Source organism: Polynucleobacter sp. Nonnen-W13, from assembly GCF_018881735.1.
In the GTDB taxonomy this organism is placed as follows: domain Bacteria; phylum Pseudomonadota; class Gammaproteobacteria; order Burkholderiales; family Burkholderiaceae; genus Polynucleobacter.
Genome location: NZ_JACVPU010000002.1, coordinates 257,226 through 275,063, shown reverse-complemented (window position 1 = coordinate 275,063; position 17,838 = coordinate 257,226). Strand labels below are relative to the sequence as shown.

16 protein-coding genes are annotated in these 17,838 nt (G+C 45.8%); 10 read left to right on the top strand and 6 right to left on the bottom strand.

Going from position 1 to position 17,838, the window contains the following annotated elements:
- Position 1 precedes the first annotated feature (1 nt).
- The 7 genes from ICN27_RS06715 to ICN27_RS06685 all read left to right on the top strand — a co-directional run bounded on the left by ICN27_RS06715 (position 2) and on the right by ICN27_RS06685 (position 7,638).
- Positions 2-1,207, top strand: a complete 1,206-nt coding sequence (locus tag ICN27_RS06715; RefSeq protein ID WP_216269439.1) for a geranylgeranyl diphosphate reductase — start codon at positions 2-4, stop codon at positions 1,205-1,207.
- Complete coding sequence (locus ICN27_RS06710) at positions 1,204-1,689, top strand: TspO/MBR family protein (RefSeq protein WP_216269438.1); 486 nt, start codon at positions 1,204-1,206, stop codon at positions 1,687-1,689. The genes ICN27_RS06715 and ICN27_RS06710 overlap by 4 nt, the downstream gene beginning before the upstream one ends.
- Positions 1,690-1,701: 12 nt before the next feature.
- A complete protein-coding gene (gene hemA / locus ICN27_RS06705; RefSeq protein ID WP_216269437.1) occupies positions 1,702-3,003 on the top strand; it encodes a glutamyl-tRNA reductase in 1,302 nt (433 codons plus the stop codon).
- 6 nt (positions 3,004-3,009) lie between these two features.
- Positions 3,010-4,893: a 1-deoxy-D-xylulose-5-phosphate synthase gene (dxs, locus tag ICN27_RS06700; protein WP_216269436.1), complete on the top strand. Its 1,884-nt coding sequence runs from the start codon at positions 3,010-3,012 to the stop codon at positions 4,891-4,893.
- Positions 4,871-6,118: a Coenzyme F420 hydrogenase/dehydrogenase, beta subunit C-terminal domain gene (locus ICN27_RS06695; protein WP_370624490.1), complete on the top strand. Its 1,248-nt coding sequence runs from the start codon at positions 4,871-4,873 to the stop codon at positions 6,116-6,118. The genes dxs and ICN27_RS06695 overlap by 23 nt, the downstream gene beginning before the upstream one ends.
- Positions 6,119-6,242: 124 nt before the next feature.
- On the top strand, positions 6,243-7,211 hold the full coding sequence (locus ICN27_RS06690; RefSeq protein WP_216269435.1) for a B12-binding domain-containing protein: 969 nt from the start codon (positions 6,243-6,245) through the stop codon (positions 7,209-7,211).
- Between the two features lie 55 nt (positions 7,212-7,266).
- On the top strand, positions 7,267-7,638 hold the full coding sequence (locus tag ICN27_RS06685) for a phosphate-starvation-inducible PsiE family protein (RefSeq protein ID WP_215307705.1): 372 nt from the start codon (positions 7,267-7,269) through the stop codon (positions 7,636-7,638).
- Between the two features lie 27 nt (positions 7,639-7,665).
- On the opposite strand, the gene ICN27_RS06680 is transcribed toward ICN27_RS06685, so the two are convergent.
- Genes ICN27_RS06680 through ICN27_RS06660 form a run of 5 tightly spaced genes read right to left on the bottom strand, consistent with a single transcriptional unit; the run spans position 7,666 to position 13,204 of the window.
- Complete coding sequence (locus tag ICN27_RS06680; RefSeq protein ID WP_216269434.1) at positions 7,666-8,532, bottom strand: 23S rRNA (adenine(2030)-N(6))-methyltransferase RlmJ; 867 nt, start codon at positions 8,530-8,532, stop codon at positions 7,666-7,668.
- Positions 8,533-8,534: 2 nt separating this feature from the next.
- Positions 8,535-9,332, bottom strand: a complete 798-nt coding sequence (locus ICN27_RS06675; RefSeq protein WP_215307701.1) for a phosphatase PAP2 family protein — start codon at positions 9,330-9,332, stop codon at positions 8,535-8,537.
- 5 nt (positions 9,333-9,337) lie between these two features.
- Complete coding sequence (locus ICN27_RS06670; RefSeq protein ID WP_216269433.1) at positions 9,338-10,597, bottom strand: glycosyltransferase family 9 protein; 1,260 nt, start codon at positions 10,595-10,597, stop codon at positions 9,338-9,340.
- A gap of 18 nt (positions 10,598-10,615) precedes the next feature.
- Positions 10,616-11,659: a lysylphosphatidylglycerol synthase transmembrane domain-containing protein gene (locus ICN27_RS06665; protein ID WP_216269432.1), complete on the bottom strand. Its 1,044-nt coding sequence runs from the start codon at positions 11,657-11,659 to the stop codon at positions 10,616-10,618.
- A gap of 48 nt (positions 11,660-11,707) precedes the next feature.
- A complete protein-coding gene (locus ICN27_RS06660) occupies positions 11,708-13,204 on the bottom strand; it encodes a glycosyltransferase family 39 protein (RefSeq protein ID WP_216269431.1) in 1,497 nt (498 codons plus the stop codon).
- A 3-nt stretch (positions 13,205-13,207) separates the two neighbouring features.
- On the opposite strand from ICN27_RS06660, the gene ICN27_RS06655 reads away from it, so the two are divergent.
- A complete protein-coding gene (locus ICN27_RS06655) occupies positions 13,208-14,059 on the top strand; it encodes a DUF3047 domain-containing protein (RefSeq protein ID WP_255535057.1) in 852 nt (283 codons plus the stop codon).
- Here the strand turns inward: ICN27_RS06655 and ICN27_RS06650 are convergent.
- Positions 14,052-16,349, bottom strand: a complete 2,298-nt coding sequence (locus ICN27_RS06650) for a cation-translocating P-type ATPase (RefSeq protein WP_216269430.1) — start codon at positions 16,347-16,349, stop codon at positions 14,052-14,054. The genes ICN27_RS06655 and ICN27_RS06650 overlap by 8 nt on opposite strands.
- A gap of 73 nt (positions 16,350-16,422) precedes the next feature.
- Here ICN27_RS06650 and ICN27_RS06645 point away from each other — a divergent pair, with 73 nt between their 5' ends.
- Positions 16,423-16,617, top strand: coding sequence for a heavy-metal-associated domain-containing protein (locus ICN27_RS06645; protein WP_216269429.1), 195 nt, complete (start codon positions 16,423-16,425; stop codon positions 16,615-16,617).
- A gap of 132 nt (positions 16,618-16,749) precedes the next feature.
- A complete protein-coding gene (apbC, locus tag ICN27_RS06640) occupies positions 16,750-17,838 on the top strand; it encodes an iron-sulfur cluster carrier protein ApbC (protein ID WP_216269428.1) in 1,089 nt (362 codons plus the stop codon).

The following is a 17,838-nucleotide window of genomic DNA, read 5'->3' as shown; positions in this document are numbered from 1 at the left end:
AATGGGAACAGAATTTATTTATGATGCGGTGGTGATTGGCGGCGGTCCAGCAGGAGCTACGGCAGCCCAAACACTGGCTAAAAAAGGAAAGCAAGTTTTATTGCTGGATAAGCGAGGCAGGGTGAAACCCTGCGGTGGAGCTATTCCTCCGCGCTTAATCAAAGACTTTGAGATTCCCGATGAGCTCTTAGTTGCCAAGGCAAAATCAGCACGTATGGTTTCGCCTGTTGGCAAAGCGGTTGACATTCCGATTGAGAATGGTTTTGTTGGCATGGTCGATCGAGCACAATTCGATGAATGGCTGCGCAAGCGCGCTGTCGCTGCTGGAGCGACTCGAGAAGATGGCCTTTTTGAAAGCCTGACACGTGAAGGTCCACTTGCTCGTATTCATTACCGCACAAGAGGTGCGCGTGATGGTGATTCTGGTGCCATTAAAAGCGTTCTTACTAAAGCAGTGATTGGTGCTGATGGTGCTAAGTCTCAAGTGGGCAGAAGTGCTGGAGTAAAGGGTTGTGCTGAAGCCAATTACGTCTTTGCGTATCACGAAATTATTAAAACACCTCCAAACACGCCACATCATTTTGATTCCACCCGATGTGATGTGGTGTATCAAAAGCCGATCTCACCCGATTTTTATGGCTGGGTATTTCCTCACGGGGATACGATCAGTATTGGTACTGGCAGTGCTGACAAAGGCTTCTCCTTGAGGAATGCCGTAGCTAAGCTGCGCTCAGATGTGGGTCTTGAGGGTGCAGAACTCATCCGCCATGAGGGCGCACCTTTACCAATGAAGCCTCTTAAAAAATGGGATGATGGACAGCAGGTTGTGTTGGCTGGTGATGCAGCAGGCGTGGTCGCGCCAGCATCTGGCGAGGGGATTTATTACGCCATGCTAGGTGGTCAGTTAGCAGGTGAGGCTGTATATGAATTTGTAGAGAGCAATGATCCCGCAAAGTTGCAGTTGGCTAGAAAGCGCTTTATGAAAGAGCATCGCATGACTTTCTGGGTTTTAGGGATCATGCAGTATTTCTGGTACACAACTGACAAGCGTCGCGAGAGTTTTGTCAAAATGTGTGAAGACAAGGATGTTCAGAAGCTGACCTTCGAGTCTTATATGAATAAAAAACTCGTGCGCAAAAAGCCTTTAGCTCATATCAAGATCTTCTTTAAAGATATGGGGCATTTATTGGGATTAGCTAAGGCATGAGAATTTTCTTTGAACGCAAGTACCTGCTGATGATTGCCGCATGGATGATCATTACTTCTGTTGCGGGTGGATTGGCGACAGAAATCGGGCCTTGGTATTTCTCATTAAAGCAGCCTGCATGGAAACCGCCAGATTGGGCGTTTGGTTTGATCTGGACCATTATTTTCATACTATCGGCAGCGGCTTGGATGATTGCTTTTAACAATCGCCCAACAAGGTCGCAGAGAATTTCTTTGGTTGGGCTATTTGTGCTCAATAGCTTCTTAAATATCCTCTGGAGCATCTTCTACTTTCGCATGCACCACCCAGATTGGTCTCTGATAGAAGCTGGTTTTCTGTGGCTATCAGTCTTAGGAATCATGGCGGTCATGTGGCCAATTCGTAAATTGGCTGCCTTTTTAATGTTGCCCTATTTGATTTGGGTCACTATCGCGATGTGTTTGAACTGGGAGACCCTGGTTCTCAATCCGGGGGCTTATTAAATCATGGCCAGCATGAAACTACTCAATCTTGGTGTCAATCATCACACTGCTCCGATAGATATTCGAGAGAGTGTTGCTGTAGCTCCTGAGATTTTGCAGGACTCATTGATTGATTTGCGTAAGTACTTGCAGGGGAAAAATTCAAACAGTAGCCCTGAAGTGGCAATTCTATCGACTTGCAACCGTATGGAGATTTATTGTGCTGCAAATGATATTGAGTACGCAGATAACGACTTTGAAAAAAGAGCTTTCGATTGGTTAGCAGCGCAAAATAATGTTCAAGGTAATGCACTGCGACCCTATATTTACTCTGCAACATCAGCAGATGCTGTCAAGCATGCCTTTAGGGTGGGTAGTGGGCTAGATTCTATGGTGCTGGGAGAGACCCAAATTCTGGGGCAAATGAAGAAGGCAATTGACTGTGCTAATCAAGTAGGAACTGTTGGCGCATATCTAAAGCCATTATTTGATAAGACTTTCTCTGTAGCTAAAGTGGTTCGTGGCAACACACAAATTGGTGCTCACTCAGTATCAATGGCTGGCGCCTCAATCAAACTGGTTCAGCGTATTTTTGGCGATATCAATGGATGTAATGTGCTGTTCATCGGCGCAGGAGAAATGATTGGTCTTTGTGCAAGTCATTTTGCGGGCAAGAAGCCCAAAAAGATTGCGATTTCTAATCGCACGGTGGATAGGGGTAGTGAATTAATTAAAGCCTTCGCTGATCAAAATTTAGTCACTGAAGCATTCCCCTTGCACGAGTTAGCCCAGCATCTACATGAATACGATGTAGTGGTATCTTGCACAGCAAGTTCATTGCCCATTATCGGTCTAGGTATGGTTAAAACGGCCTTGAAGGCAAGACAGTTTCGCCCCATGGTCTTAATAGACCTAGCAGTTCCAAGAGACTTTGAGTCTGAGATTAAGAGTGTTAAAGATGCCTATTTATATTCTATCGATGACCTGGGCGAGATTGTGAGTGCAGGCAAAGCCAATCGCACAGAATCTGTTCATGAGGCAGAGAAAATCATTGAAAAGGGAGTGATTGAGTTTTATCAAGCCCTAGAAAAAAGAGCAGTAGTGCCCATCATTAAATCCATTCAGGATGTGGGTGAGCGGTATCAAAAAATTGAACTGGAAAAAGCAGGCAGAAGAATTGCCAAAGGAGAGGATCCAATGATTGTTCTTTCTCAAATGGCTAGCGCACTAGCCAACAAATTTATGCACGCCCCAATTTGTGCGCTTCAGAATTCTAGCCATGAAAATCTGGAAGATTTCAAAAAGATTATTTCGACAATCTATACGTCAAAGTAAATTACTATGCTCAAGGTCACCAATCTTCTCGAGACGATTACTAGCCCTGCTGATTTGAGGGCCTATGAATCTAATCAGCTCCCTCAAATAGCTCAAGAATTACGCAGCTTTATTCTCAATTCTGTTTCTAGTACTGGCGGACATTTATCTTCTAATCTTGGAACGGTAGAGCTAGCTATTGCCCTGCATTACGTATTTGATACCCCTCATGACCGAATGATTTGGGATGTAGGCCATCAAAGCTATGCCCATAAAGTATTGACGGGGCGACGTGAGGGAATGTCTACTCTGCGTCAATACGGTGGCATCTCAGGATTTCCAAAGCGAAGCGAGAGCGAGTATGACGCTTTCGGAACTGCACATTCTTCAACGAGTATTTCAGCTGCACTGGGAATGGCTGTAGCAGCGAAGACTAAAAATGAAAAGCGCAGCGTGGTGGCTATTATTGGTGATGGCGCTATGAGTGCTGGTATGGCGTTTGAAGCCATGAACAATGCTGGCGTCAATAAAAAAGTGCCTTTGATAGTCATACTCAATGACAATGAGATGTCGATTTCACCAGCAGTTGGAGCACTCAATCGATATTTAGTCAAACTCATTTCAGGCTCGATGTATGCGGCAACCAAAAGAGGTATCGATAAGGTGCTATCTGTTGCTCCCCCAATACGAGAGTTTGCAAAAAGACTCGAGGGTCATGCAAAAGGCATGGTTGGTCCAGCCACGATCTTTGAGGAATTTGGATTTGATTACTACGGCCCGATTGATGGACATAATTTAGATGTATTAATTCCTACTCTAGAAAACATCAAACATCTTGCTCAAACTGAGGGGCCCCAGTTTCTTCATATCATTACGAAAAAAGGTAAAGGTTATTCTAGGGCGGAAGAGGATCCCATTCTTTATCATGGACCAGGTAAATTTGATGCGAGTATAGGAATTCAAGCAGGTAAAGCCAGTAAGAAAACGTTTACTCAAGTATTTGGTGAATGGTTGTGCGATATGGGGGCTGCTGATGAGCGACTGATTGCGATTACGCCAGCCATGCGTGAGGGTTCTGGATTAAATGAGTTTGAGGTGCGCTTCCCAGATCGCTACCATGACGTTGGAATTGCAGAACAGCATGCTGTTACCTTTGCCGCTGGAATTGCCTGTGAAGGCTTAAAGCCAGTAGTTGCGATTTACTCCACCTTTTTACAGCGCGGCTATGATCAGCTAATACACGATGTCACCTTGCAGAATCTCCCGATTGTTTTTGCGATTGATCGCGCTGGAATTGTTGGTGCAGATGGTGCAACGCATGCTGGTGCATTTGATGTTGCCTTCTTACGTTGCCTGCCAAACTTAGTTCTGATGACCCCCTCGAATGAGCAAGAATGCCGTGTAATGTTAAGCACTGCTTATAGGCATAATGGCCCAGCAGCTGTACGCTACCCGCGTGGTTCCGGGGTTGGAACTCCAATTGAATCCTCATTAGAAACGCTACCCATCGGTAAGGGCAGAATAGTCCGCAGCATTAGTCATGAAGCGCCTCCAAAGAAAAAAATCGCTTTCATCTGCTTTGGACCAATCTTATATTCCGCCTTAGACGTAGCAGAAGAGATTAATGCGACTGTAGTAGACATGCGCTTTGTTAAGCCGCTTGATGAAGAGTTACTTCTGACTATTGCCCAGTCTCACGACGCTCTGGTCTTGATTGAAGATAGCGCAATTCAGGGGGGTGCTGGAAGTGCTTGCCTTGAGGTGTTGTCTAACAAGAATATTCAAATAGAAACCCTCCAACTTGGATTGCCTGATGAGTATGTAGAGCACGGCGATGTCAATCTGCTATTAGATCATTACGGACTCTCCGCTCAAAAGATAAAGCAGAGTGTTATTTCTAGATTTGGATAAAGCATTGGTAGGAAATGATTTAACTCAAGATCTTCCCTATCGGGACTTATGCACTGATTGTGGAGTGTCACGCACCTCAGCTCCCAAGCGCTGCGCTACTGCTTGTCAATTTATTCAACCTGATTACCCAAAATACGAACTATCAGTTCATGGGAGAGAGCGGAAGCTAGAAAACTCGGATGAGGTATTTTTTGGCGCCTATCTCCACATGTTTAGGGCTCGACTAATTAACCCATTGCCTGGTGCGCAATGGACAGGGATTATTAGTAGGCTATGTGAGGTTCTGTTGGAGAGAGGGGAAATAGATGCTGTTATTACCATGCGTTCTGACCCCAAGGATCGCTGGAAGCCAAGCCCAGTCATCGTCACTAAAGCAGAGGATATGGCTCAGTGTCGAGGTATGAAGATGGGCTATGCACCTATCATTCAGCATCTTGAGCAGGCAAGAGAGTTAGGATATAAAAAAGTAGCGATGGTGGGAATACCGTGCCAAGTCTACGCTGCAAGAGCATTAGAAAAAGAGCTTGGATTTGAGAAGTTACTCATCATTGGATCTCCTTGCTCTGACAACACAACAACAGAAAACTTCCATCAGTTTTTAGGCCTGCTGAGTCCCAATCCCGAAGATATTACGTATTTAGAATTTAGAGCCGACTACCATGTTGAATTGAGATTTAAAAATGGTGAAGTGCAAGAGATCCCTTTTTTAAAGTTACCTCTTAGCACTTTGCCCGCAGATTTTTTCCCAACGACTTGTAAAACCTGCGTTGATTACGTCAACTCCCTATCGGATATCACGGTGGGGTATATGGCAGGCACGGGAGAGCAATGGATTATTGTTCGAAACCCAAAAGGTCAAGAGCTCGTAAATCTCCTTTCTACCGAGCTATCGCTTGAGCCAGTGAGTTCCGCTGGCAATCGTTTAGGTCCTGTTAAAGGCTTTATGAAAAATGTGGAGCTTGCTGCAGGTGGCTTGCCATTACAGCGGATGCCAAACTTCATGCGAAGTATTTTTGCCTGGGTAATGCCGAGATTTGGGCCTCGCGGGCTCGAGTTTGCTAAAGCAAGGGTAGAGATGAAGGCAATTGAATCGGTGATTCATTTACGTAATGTTGCTCCGCACAAAATAAAAAACATGGTGCCTAAAGCCACCTGGGTTCTACTTGAAAAATATGAAATACGACCTTCTAGTGATGAAAAAAGGGCGTCTAGGGAAAGTACTTAAGATATTTCATTTGAGTATCCCTAAAAATGAGCCTATAAAGTAAACATTCCCATTTATAGGCTCTTAGGCAGTCACGGCGATCTCAAGTAATGACTTGAGACTGTGACCAGATCAAGTGATGTTCATGAATTTATCCAGACTAGTGAGCATCGCTAAATCTAAAAAGAGATCTAGCCAAGACGACTCCAGCCCTAACCGGAGCTCCACTCCCAGTAAGTCCGATAGTATTTGGGAGGACTGCTTGGTTTCAAATGCACCCTCAAAAGCTACATTTGAAAAAAACGATACTCCACATCCATTAGAAAAAGCCTGTACGGAAGAGGAATATCTTGAGTCGCTAGTCAAGACGATTGAAAATAATATCTTGCCGTTGATAGTTGAGCAGCATCTCGAGACATCGATTTCCTCTGCTTTAAAGGCTCCTCCTGTCGACCTTATTCCGCAACAATCGGTGAATGAGTTAACACTATTAGTGTTGCAAGAGGATGCGAAAACCTCTGTGAAGTACGTCAAAGATATCCATGCTTCTGGCGTTAGTCTGGAAAATATCTATCTGCTCTTATTGACCCCTGTCGCTAGAAAATTGGGCGAAATGTGGGAGGAAGATGAGTCTAGTTTTACCGACGTCACGATTGCACTTTGGCGTATCAAGCAGCTCATGTATGACTTAAGCCCCATTTTTCAGCAGTATGCAGAGCAAAATAAAACCGGATCTAGCATCATGCTTGTTCCTTTGCCAGGCTCACAACATAACTTAGGCTTATTTATGGTCTCTGAGTTCTTCGCCAAAGCCGGCTGGAGAATATGGGGTGAGTTGGCCGCCACTCAAGAGGACATTGTTTCCATGGCGCAGACGGAGTGGTTTGATGTGATCGGCCTTTCTGCAAGTGTTCGCGAGCAGTTCCCACAGTTAAAAGACCTGATTCAAGAGATTAAGCTCAAATCAAAAAACCCACGTGTTGGCCTGATTGTTGGCAGCCCTGTCTTCAATCAATGCCCAGAGTTGGTAGATGAATTGGGTGCTGATATGGTTGGGTTTGATGCAGCAGATGCCTTGGAAAAGGCGACTTATTATGTTGAGCGATTACGCTAGCTGTAGTTTAGTGTGGATACATTTTTCTGATATCGATGACTAAGGTACTCATAGTATGAAAATTTACGATTGGATTACTGCAGCCGAAAAAGGAATCTTAATTCTTATTGCATTTTTTACTATTTTTAGTGTCGGTATAGAGATGTATGCCGTTCTTCTAAACGGAAAAATTGCCTTAACCGATCTATTGTTGATGTTCATTTATGCCGAGGTACTAGGTATGGTGGCAGCTTTTTATAAGTACAACAAGATCCCAATCACTATTCCAATCTTCATTGCCATTACAGCCCTCTGCAGGCTCATTATTTTGCAGGGCAAGGGAATTAGTACGGTTGACTTGATATATGAGAGTGGGGCGGTATTGTTGCTAGCTCTTTCAGCGATCATTATTAAAAAAGCCATGAGCACTAAAGATACAGAGGTATAAATCTCTTAATTGATGCCGGCTGATAGCTTAGGCCTCAAAACTCTTTAATAAAAATAATGCCCCGCTATCTTGTCCAAGCGCCTTAACAAGAATGGGCAAGCTTTCAGATAGCTGCTTTTCTAGAGTCCACGGTGGATTGATGATGAACATGCCGCTAGCCTGCAGTCGGCGCTCCTTTGGAGCATTCTCAACCCGCAGCTCAACTTGCAACCAAGAACGTTTATGGCTTGCAGCAATCTTTTTCATATGATCCGGCAGGGAGGCTGATTCTCTTCTGGAGAGGCATGGATACCAGATTGCGTAACATCCAGTAGCGAAACGATGTAAAGACTCTTCCATCGCCGTTTCGAGATAACGATAGTCCTGCTTATCCTCATAAGAGGGATCAATTAATACCAGCCCACGCCTACTAGGTGGTGGCATTAAGCCTTTCAGTCTTGTAAAGCTATCTTCCGCATAAATGTCGACTTGTTTTGATTGCTTGAGTTGGCTGATATTGTGGCGCAGGATATCAATTTCTTTGGGGTGTAACTCAAAGAGCTTCAGTCGATCTTGTGCTCTCAGCAAATGCGCCAGGATAAATGGAGAGCCGGGATAGACGGCAATCTCATTAGTATTATTTTCGGAACGAATGTGTTCGAGATAACTAGCTATCCCAGAACTTATCGAATTACCCTCAGCAAATTTAGCCAAGCGATAAATTCCTTGATCAGCTTCTTTGCTGACAGTGGCAAAGCCACCGGTCAGACTATAGATACCAGCACCAGCATGCGTATCAACAATCGTCAAAGCTCCAGGCTTTTCTTGTAGATATTCAACTAAATGAATCATCACGAGATGCTTCAGAATATCAGCATGACTGCCCGCATGAAAAGCGTGGCGATAACTAAACATCTTTATATGGCCTTGGGTTTTTGCGCTTTAATAAACAAAGCTAAAGTAATGCCAATTAATGTCACACATGCATATTGCAATGACTGATTAAGCTCTGAATCTAAGGTTTGCGTCAGGAGAATATAGATAGTTACAAGTCCGCCCAGAGCAAGTAAGCGCGGCCCGATCTGATTAGGCGCCATCTGTTTCTCCGGAATAAGCCTAGCCAATATTGCACCTAGCATTCCAGACCACAGTCCAATAGCGCAACCTGCTAGAACATCAGTAAGCCAGTGAGCACCCAGCGCATTGCGAGAGATGCCCGCAAAACCGGCAATGAGGAAGATCCACCACAAAGAGGCTCTTTTATCTCGATCGCTAGCAAAGTAGATTCCAGAAACTACCGCAAAAGCAGTCAGGGTATGACCGGAGGGCATCGCTTTTTGCAATAGAGGTTCGCCGATGCGATAAAAGTCTTCTAAAGCAAGTACCCCAGCAGGACGAGGAAGGGCTAAAAAAGGCTTGATGATTTGACTGATAGCGCCGCCAATCAAGGATGCCAAAAGTCCGGCACTCAGTAATCGAGGCGCTAATAGCAAGAGGGGGAAGCACAGTGCAAAGATGCCCCAGCCATTACCAATAAAAGTGAGCCATGCCCATAAAGTATCTGGAAGTAACTGGGTATACCGATTAATAAATAAAAATGTTGGGGTTTGTAATTCACCAAAGTAAATGGCGATTGCTAGACTTAGCGGCAGAAGCGGGATACACCAAACCCAAATTGATGCAATTGCTAAAGCCGATTTGTGCTGCTCAGCCATGCGACTTAACGTCCTCGCTCTTGGTCGGCTTCATTTAATTGATGCACCATCTTTTCTAGTACCTGAGCAACCGTAATGGCTTGCATGCAGACATTGTCATGGCACGGTGTTTTGCGATGATTGGCTGCACTAACGCACGGTGAACATGCCAGATTGGCTGTAATGGCAATTGATTTACCAATAGAGCCATAAAGCGCTGGCGTTTCTGGTCCGAAGAGGACAACTGTCCGCAATGAAGTGACGGCAGAGAAGTGGCCAGGCCCAGAATCATTCGTTACCATCACATCAGACAGGGTGTAGAGCGGTGGTAATTCTGCAAAGCTCACCTGGCCTGCAAAGTTCAGGGCATTTTTAACATTGGCAACTGCGCGAACTTTTTCAACATAGGCAAATTCAGCTGGGGAGCCAGTGATCAGAATAAGATCATTTGGATAGCGTTGATTTAATCCCTGAATCAGCTCAGAAAAACGCTGTTGAGCCCAGCGCCTTTGTGGCAACAGATCACTAGCGTTGGGGTTGACCAAAATGAGGCGTTGCTCGCCTTGCTTAAACGCAATGTTAAATGTTGCGCTCAGTTTCTCAATGCGCTCACGAACTTTGCTTAATACTGCTGGATCAATTACCGCTTGCTCTAAATGAACTTCTGAATCTGCAATATGTATTTTGCTGAATGGAACTTCAATTTCTTGAGCAAATGCCGCATGAATCAGAGAGAGAAAATTCTTAGTAATATGAATATGCGGGTTGTAATGAACTTTACGTGTCAGCATAAATCCGCGCCATAAACCTTCACCATGAAAGATGTGATAACCCACACGACGGCGTGCACCACACAAGCCAGTTAACAGGGCGGTAAAACGAGAAAATAATTCCAAGTCAATGACGGTATCGATACGGTGCTTGCGGGCTACTAGTAAAAATTGAAGCGTATCTTTAATTAAGCCGCCTAGGCTAGAGGAATCAATCGTAAAGACATTCTCAGGTTTTACTGTGTTTAACAAAGTCAGGCTGGCACGATTATTTTTAAAGATCAGGAAAAATAATTCAGCGCCACGAGCTTGTGCATTACGCATGGCAGGATCCACTAAGATTGCGCTACCCATTTCGGATAACTCAATAAAGAGTAATTTGCGGGGTGCTTCTGGGCTGCGAGAAAAGATATTCTTCACGCCATCAATCAAAGCAACTACTGGGCTTGCTATTGCGCAAAGTGGTACGCCGACCCAGTGGTCAATTGCACGCATGGTGTTGACGCTAATACTCATAGTGGGGCTCTAAAAGAATTATTTCCGTTTTAATAAAAAGTAAGCGCCAGGTAATACCGATAGGACGGTAATGGCACCATAACTAATGGATGCTAATACTGTCATGGACGGACTCACGCCCCACAATGCCAGTACAGAAGAGAGTGTAGCTTCACGCAAGCCCCAGCCAGAGATGCTGATGGGTAGCATCAATAAAAGACTCAAGGCAGGTAGGCCAATCATGAGGGCTTCAATCGGCGCATCAACTCCATAAGCCTTGAGGCAGAAGAGCAGCGTCAAAATAGTGAGAGAGTGAATACCAATTGCAAATGCAGCTTGAGCCACATTCATGGGCCAAGAAAAAGCGAGCTTAATACCCGGCAGGGCATGATTCATTTGTACACGGTCTAGTAATTTTTGCAACAAATGACAGCTAGGTCCCCATGCCAAAATAGCCGCAAGCAATAAGCCCGCTACCACCATCATGCCGATGACTGCATAACCTAAATCAGTGCCCCAAGCGGCTAAGGTCGCGCCACCCAGAATGAGGCCAAGTCCGCCCAGTAAATTATTTCCCGCTAAGCCCAGTAAGCGATCCACCAATACCATGGAAAAACTCAGGCGCAGTTTAGGGGTTGCGTGCTCTAGGTCAACTGAATGATGCAGCTCTTCATTCAGTTCCTTTGCCTCAATCAACTTACCACTACTATTTAAGTGGGTTGCGGTAATGGCGCGATAACTATCGCCACCTAGCGTACTGGGTAAGCCTTGATTAATGAGTCCGCCAGCAAAGTAGAGTGAGACAAAATTGGCGAGGCTGCCTTGAAAGCCAACCTTGCGCATCAAAAATCCCCAGCGTAGTCCGCCACAGATAAACGCTGAGATCATGGTTAATCCAGCCGCCAAAAACCACCATGGCTGCATCTGAATATCTGAATCTAATATGGCGTGCCAATCAATTCCGCTGGTAGCCTTCCAAAGAAGAGCGACCGACAATAAAACGCGAATGGTGGGCCAAGCTCGCTTCAGGATTACTTTCCACCCAGATGTGGCTTTGGGGGTGGCTTGGGGTTGTGCACTCATAGGCATAAGGATAATGCCTACGGCTCCTAAGGTCTTGAATTTGGGGAATTAACGCACTGCGCCAGCATCTCGCCAGTTTCGGCAGAGGCTGTAGTCAAATTTAGATAAAACTTGCCCAAATCGAATAATTTCTAGCTGGTCCAGTGGTTCACAGACTTCAAAGGCCCGATTTCCACCTACGGGTGGGCTAAAAGCCATTCCCGACCAGTTAATTAGTAAGACGTTTGCGCCGACCGGCAATTGTCCGAACCAAAGGTCAAACTGATCCTGTCTTTGGTCTAGTACAAAAACCGGAAGATCTTGGGCGTACCAGGCAGTACGACTGCCTAACGTCCAGTTTTGCACTGCTATCCCATTGACGTTTGTCGCCTGCGCTAATTGAGCAGCTTTTTGGCCAGCAAGCTTCCAGCCATAGAGGTCGGCAATAGGGTTTGATTTCACAGCTGAGTTAGTAAGGCCTCCAGCCAAAACAAAACCAAAACCAAGCAAGCAAATCAATAACTGCCCAAGAAGCAATATCCGAATTGCCACACGATGTTGTATGGCCCATGCTTTAGCTAGACCGATACCGGCAAATGGTGCCAGACAAAACCAGGCAGGGGTAGTCCAGTGGGGCAGGCCACCGCCTCCAGATAGTGCAGCAAAAATCACAAAGGGAATTGCGAAGAAACTGAGCAGGGCAATCAGAACCAACTTCTGTGAGTGGAGGCAATCCTTCAGAAAAGTATAGGCACCCAAAAGTAAGAGGGGCCCAAAGCAGATAATCTGAATACCTAAAAAGGTCCCGACTCTTCGCCAAGCCCAAGTGCCACCACTGCCATGAGCAATTTGATATTTGAATGAGATCCAATCGTTGACCCAATTCCAATAGAGTACGGGGCTAATCACAATCAAGGCAATTGCTGCTGCAAGCCAAAAACCAGCTTTAGTAATCCAGACTTTTTTGGGTGAAGCTAAAAATACGAAGAGCAAAGCAAATGCAGTAAATGCAGCGGTGTACTTACTTAGACCTGCTAAGCCAAGTATTAAGCCAGTAATGATCCAGTCCTCAATAGTGAAGTGATCTTTTCTGCTCCAACGCAAGGCCATTAACATCAAGCCCAAACTTAAGGGGGCAAGCAGGGTGTCGGGCAAGAGACCGATTGCTAAAACGTGGGGCAATGGCGCTACGATGATGGCCAAGACAGCCATCAGTCCACACAGGTTTGCGGAGGGAAGTGCTGTAGTTAGATAACCCGCATTACGCCCTTGTATCAAGTGGTGAATTTCTAGGGTCACTCGATATACCAAGAAAGCGGAGAGTACCCAGAGCAACTCCGGAATCAAGCGAATGATTCCTTCGGATGAAGTCAGGCTCACGAGCGGCCACTGGATCCAGCCAACTAGTGGTGGATGATCAAAATAACTCCAGGCAAGATGTTTTGCATATAAAGCGTAGTGCGCTTCATCGACGGAAAACTCGATCGAAAAACCAAGTGCAAAATGTACTAGCGTAGCAATGCAAATGCTGATGACAGCCCAGCTTGAAGGTGATTGGTGACGCATGTCATGATTTTAGACTTAAGTAAGTCATTCTTTGGGACAATTGATGCTATGCCAAGTAAAACCTGTTTTCGATCCCATTTGCTTTTAATCATCCTAGCCATCTCTTTAGGAGGCTGTGCAGGTTTGACTGGAAACTCTATTGAGAATGAGGCAGGGCAGGCATTTAATGCGGATCAATTACCAGCTCAAGAGGATTTACCCAAGTTCTCTGCTGAGAAGCCGCGTGATGGCATGCCAGATGGTTGGCATTTCTATCGCATCGCACCCTATAAAAAGAACACCATTTACCGACTGGAGAAATACCAAGGTCGTACGGTGCTGGCTGCTAACTCTAAAACATCAGCATCTGGTCTCGCGGTAAAACTTCGTCCCCGCTCAGCACAGAACTTATGGTTGCAATGGGAGTGGAAGGCAGTAGGTGCAATACCCCAGGCAGACAATGCAGATAGTCAGCATGACGATGCACCACTGCGTATCTTAGTAGCCTTTGATGGCAACAAATCCAAACTTCCCCTCAAAGAAAAACTCACCTTTGAGATGGCCAACTTGATTAGTGGTCAAGAAATGCCTTACGCCACAGTGATGTACATCTGGTCGGGTAAGAATTCAGTCAATACAGTTTTGAACAATGCTCATACTTCGCGTGTAAAGATGATTGTGGTGGATTCTGGTTGGGATAGTCTGGGCGAGTGGCGCAAGCATGAGCGGGATTTAGCGGCGGACTACAAGTTGGCTTATGGAGAGGTGCCAGGTAATGTCATTGGTATTGCACTGCTGACGGATACCGACAATACAAAATCAGAAACCCGTGCCCTGTACGGCGATATTGAGTTACTGCGTAAGAATTCTAAATAGCTGATAGGTTATTGGGGCGCCAGCGCTTTAAGAGTAGGGCATTACTCAACACGCAAAAACTGGAGAGCGCCATTGCACTCCCAGCCAACATGGGTGATAGATAGCCTAAGGCTGCCATCGGTATACCAATCGTATTAAACGCAAACGCCCAAAATAAATTTTGGGCAATCTTATTCCAAGTTTTTTTGGAAATATCAATTGCATCAGCAACCAAAGTAGGGTCGCCACGCATTAGCGTGATTCCAGCGGCTTGCATGGCTATATCAGTCCCGGTAGACATCGCCATGCCCACATCCGCCATCGCCAATGCTGGCGCATCATTGACGCCATCACCAATCATTGCAACATACTGTTTCTGAGCTGCAGGTGGATTTTGTAGCTGATGAATCATTTGCGCTTTATCGCTCGGCATAATTTGTGCAAAGACTTCATCAATACCGATTATTTTTCCCACGCGAGTAGCGGCGGATACATTATCGCCCGATAGCATCACCGTCCGAATATGTAATGTATGCAATGCGTCGACCGCTGATTTTGCATTTACTTTCAGTTCATCTCCAAAAGCAATGACAGCAATTAGTGAAGGTGCGCCATTAGTTTCTCTACCTGAGCTCATCAGCACAGAAACAGTTTGACCCTGTTCAAAATACGCCTGTGCTTTTTGCAACACCATAGCGTATTGAGGACTAGCTTCAAGCGAAGCTACGCTTTGTAAACGCAGTGTTTGACCTGCAAAAGGACCGCTACTCGGAATACCTTCAATCCCAATACCAGGCAAGCCTTTACTAAACGAGGTGGTAATCGGCGCGATACCTTTTTCCTTGGATGAAACTAGTAATGCTTTTGCCAAAGGATGTTCACTTCCCAATTGCAAGCCTGCAGCAGTGGCGAGGATCTGATCGGCATCGGCAAGTGATGTATCTAAAGCTAGTAGTGCGAGCATGCGTGGCTTGCCTATCGTTAATGTGCCGGTCTTATCAAAGGCAACGATATTGAGCTTATGCGCCAACTCTAATACTTGCGGATCCTTAATTAAAATGCCGAAACGTGCGGCTATGCCAGTACCTGCCATGATTGCAGCTGGAGTAGCTAAGCCAAGCGCGCAAGGACAAGCGATCACTAAGACCGATACGGCGCGCAAGATAGCAGTGGAAACGGAGTCTAAGTAAAGCCAGTTGCCTAGGCCAGTTAAGAGCGCAAGCACAATGACGGTAGGCACAAATATCGCGCTCACCTGATCAACTAACTTTTGAATCGGCGCTTTTTGTGTTTGCGCCTCCTCTACCAAGTGAATGATTTGTGAGAGTACGCTTTCAACACCAACAGCTTGCGCCATTACTACTAGTGCACCTTCACCATTTAAGGCGCCCCCAATGACTTTTGATTCAATTGATTTCTTAACGGGCTCGCTTTCGCCGGTGAGCAGGGATTCATCAACGTGGCTGCTACCCAAAATAATGACGCCATCTACCGGAATGCGTTCACCGGGAAGTATGAAGACTTGATCGCCAGGTAGCACTTGTTCTAGCGGTAAGTCGCGATATTGATCGGCGCTAATACCTGCATTCCCCTGTAGCTCAACATCCGCGTTGAAAACTTTGGCATGCTCTGGCCAGAGTTTTTGCAGGGCGCGAATCGCTTCACTGGTTTGTTGCTTGGCTCGTGCCTCCAACCATTTGCCTAATAAGACCATACAGATGATGACTGCAGATCCCTCGAAGTAAAGTTCATGTGCATGGTTTGAAGTGAGCAAGATATACAGACTGAGCCCATAAGCAGCGCTAGTACCTAAGGCAACCAATAAGTCCATATTGCCCGCGCCAGCCATTAAGGATTTATAGCCTGCGACATAGAAACGCCATCCCAAAATGAATTGGACTGGTGTTGCCAAAGCGAGCTGCCACCATCCTGATAAAGACCAATGATTACCAAAAGGCATAAAGAACATCGGCAAGAAGAGGGGTGCTGACAGTGCAAAACTCAGAACCACGCGGCCTAAACCATCGGCAGCCCAAAATGGCTTGCCAATCTTCTGATCCGGATTACCTCGAATGGAACTTTCTTTAGCTTCGTAGCCTGTCTTTTTAACAAGCGCGATGATGTCCCCTAGGCTTGAGGAACCCCGCCGAACGCGAATTCTTGCCTGCTCGGTCGCTAAATTGACGCTTGCTGCCTCTACCCCAGGAATCTTGTCTAAAGCCTTTTCTACTCGGCTAACACAGGAAGCACAGGTCATCCCGCCGATGTCGAGGGTATAAAACTCTGAATTAGGGGATTCTGTAGTGCTCATGTAGAAGATAATCTACCGCATGGTGAAAAAAAGCCATTAACTACTGTATTTTGACTGTTTTGAAAGGGTGGCCATGTTTACGCTCAAGGTTTCAGGAATGACTTGTGGTGGTTGCGTCAACGCTGTCACTCGTGCTGTGCAAGCCCAAGATCCCCAGGCTCAGGTTCAGGTGGACCTGGCGACACAGTTGGTCACATTAGAAACGACCCTCTCCCCAGAATTAGCCTCGGGGCTCATAACAGAGGCTGGATTTCCAGTTTCACATTAACCCTTAATTTGGCTTTAGCAATTTTTTGTATGTGCGGTTAATCTACGCACTATTTGATTTTTCATCATTGGACTTAATAAAAAAGGTAGAGCCGGCTTCACAAAAGCCTGCTCCACTGAATAGGAGAGAGTTTTGTCGCTTACTGTAGAGACTGTGCAAGCTGCACTAAAAGGTCTGATTGACCCTAATACCCAAATTGATTTTGTAACATCGAAGAGTGTGAAAAATTTACGCGTTGATGGCGGTGATGTTAGTTTGGATATTGTTTTGGGTTATCCAGCAAAAAGTCAATTTGATGTGATTCGTAAATCGGTGATTGCCGTGCTCCGTGAATTACCTGATGTTAAAAACGTCAGCGTCAATGTGAGCAGTCAAATCGTTGCCCATTCTGTTCAGCGTGGCGTCAAACTATTGCCTAATGTAAAAAACATTATTGCTGTAGCCAGTGGCAAGGGTGGGGTCGGAAAGTCGACTACCGCCGTGAATATTGCTTTAGCTTTGGCCGCTGAAGGTGCTCAAGTAGGCATGTTGGATGCGGATATCTATGGACCAAGCCAGCCGATGATGTTGGGTATTACCGGTAGACCAGAATCCATTGAAGAAAACACCATGGAGCCAATGGAAGGTCATGGCCTTCAAGCGAGCTCAATTGGTTTTTTGATCGATAACGATGCCCCTATGGTTTGGCGTGGCCCTATGGTGACCTCTGCCTTAGAGCAACTACTGCGTCAAACCCGTTGGCGCGATCTCGATTATTTGATTGTGGATATGCCTCCTGGTACCGGCGATATTCAACTAACGCTTGCTCAGAAGGTGCCTGTTACAGGTGCGGTGATTGTGACTACACCACAAGACATTGCATTGCTGGATGCGCGCAAGGGTCTGAAGATGTTTGAGAAGGTTGGGGTGCCGATTGTGGGCATCATCGAAAATATGAGTACGTATGTCTGCCCAAGTTGCGGTCATGAAGAGCATGTGTTTGGTACTGGCGGTGGCCAAAAGATGTGCCAAGAATATGGCGCAGACTTTTTGGGTTCATTGCCCCTGAACTTATCGATACGCGAGCAGGCGGATGCGGGTCGTCCAACCGTAGTCGCAGATCCTGATGGCGCTATCAGCGAAATTTATAAAACGATTGCAAGACGAGTCGCCATCAAAGTGGCAGCACTGTCTAAGGATATGAGTAATAAATTTCCAAACATTGTGGTTCAAAACACCTAA

Bases quoted from the DNA above. Each gene is read 5' to 3' on its own strand.
- ICN27_RS06715 (WP_216269439.1), top strand. From the start codon at position 2: ATGGGAACAGAATTTATTTATGATGCGGTGGTGATTGGCGGCGGTCCA.
- ICN27_RS06710 (WP_216269438.1), top strand. From the start codon at position 1,204: ATGAGAATTTTCTTTGAACGCAAGTACCTGCTGATGATTGCCGCATGG.
- hemA (WP_216269437.1), top strand. From the start codon at position 1,702: ATGAAACTACTCAATCTTGGTGTCAATCATCACACTGCTCCGATAGAT.
- dxs (WP_216269436.1), top strand. From the start codon at position 3,010: ATGCTCAAGGTCACCAATCTTCTCGAGACGATTACTAGCCCTGCTGAT.
- ICN27_RS06690 (WP_216269435.1), top strand. From the start codon at position 6,243: ATGAATTTATCCAGACTAGTGAGCATCGCTAAATCTAAAAAGAGATCT.
- ICN27_RS06685 (WP_215307705.1), top strand. From the start codon at position 7,267: ATGAAAATTTACGATTGGATTACTGCAGCCGAAAAAGGAATCTTAATT.
- ICN27_RS06680 (WP_216269434.1), bottom strand. From the start codon at position 8,532: ATGTTTAGTTATCGCCACGCTTTTCATGCGGGCAGTCATGCTGATATT.
- ICN27_RS06675 (WP_215307701.1), bottom strand. From the start codon at position 9,332: ATGGCTGAGCAGCACAAATCGGCTTTAGCAATTGCATCAATTTGGGTT.
- ICN27_RS06670 (WP_216269433.1), bottom strand. From the start codon at position 10,597: ATGAGTATTAGCGTCAACACCATGCGTGCAATTGACCACTGGGTCGGC.
- ICN27_RS06665 (WP_216269432.1), bottom strand. From the start codon at position 11,659: ATGAGTGCACAACCCCAAGCCACCCCCAAAGCCACATCTGGGTGGAAA.
- ICN27_RS06660 (WP_216269431.1), bottom strand. From the start codon at position 13,204: ATGCGTCACCAATCACCTTCAAGCTGGGCTGTCATCAGCATTTGCATT.
- ICN27_RS06655 (WP_255535057.1), top strand. From the start codon at position 13,208: ATGATTTTAGACTTAAGTAAGTCATTCTTTGGGACAATTGATGCTATG.
- ICN27_RS06650 (WP_216269430.1), bottom strand. From the start codon at position 16,349: ATGAGCACTACAGAATCCCCTAATTCAGAGTTTTATACCCTCGACATC.
- ICN27_RS06645 (WP_216269429.1), top strand. From the start codon at position 16,423: ATGTTTACGCTCAAGGTTTCAGGAATGACTTGTGGTGGTTGCGTCAAC.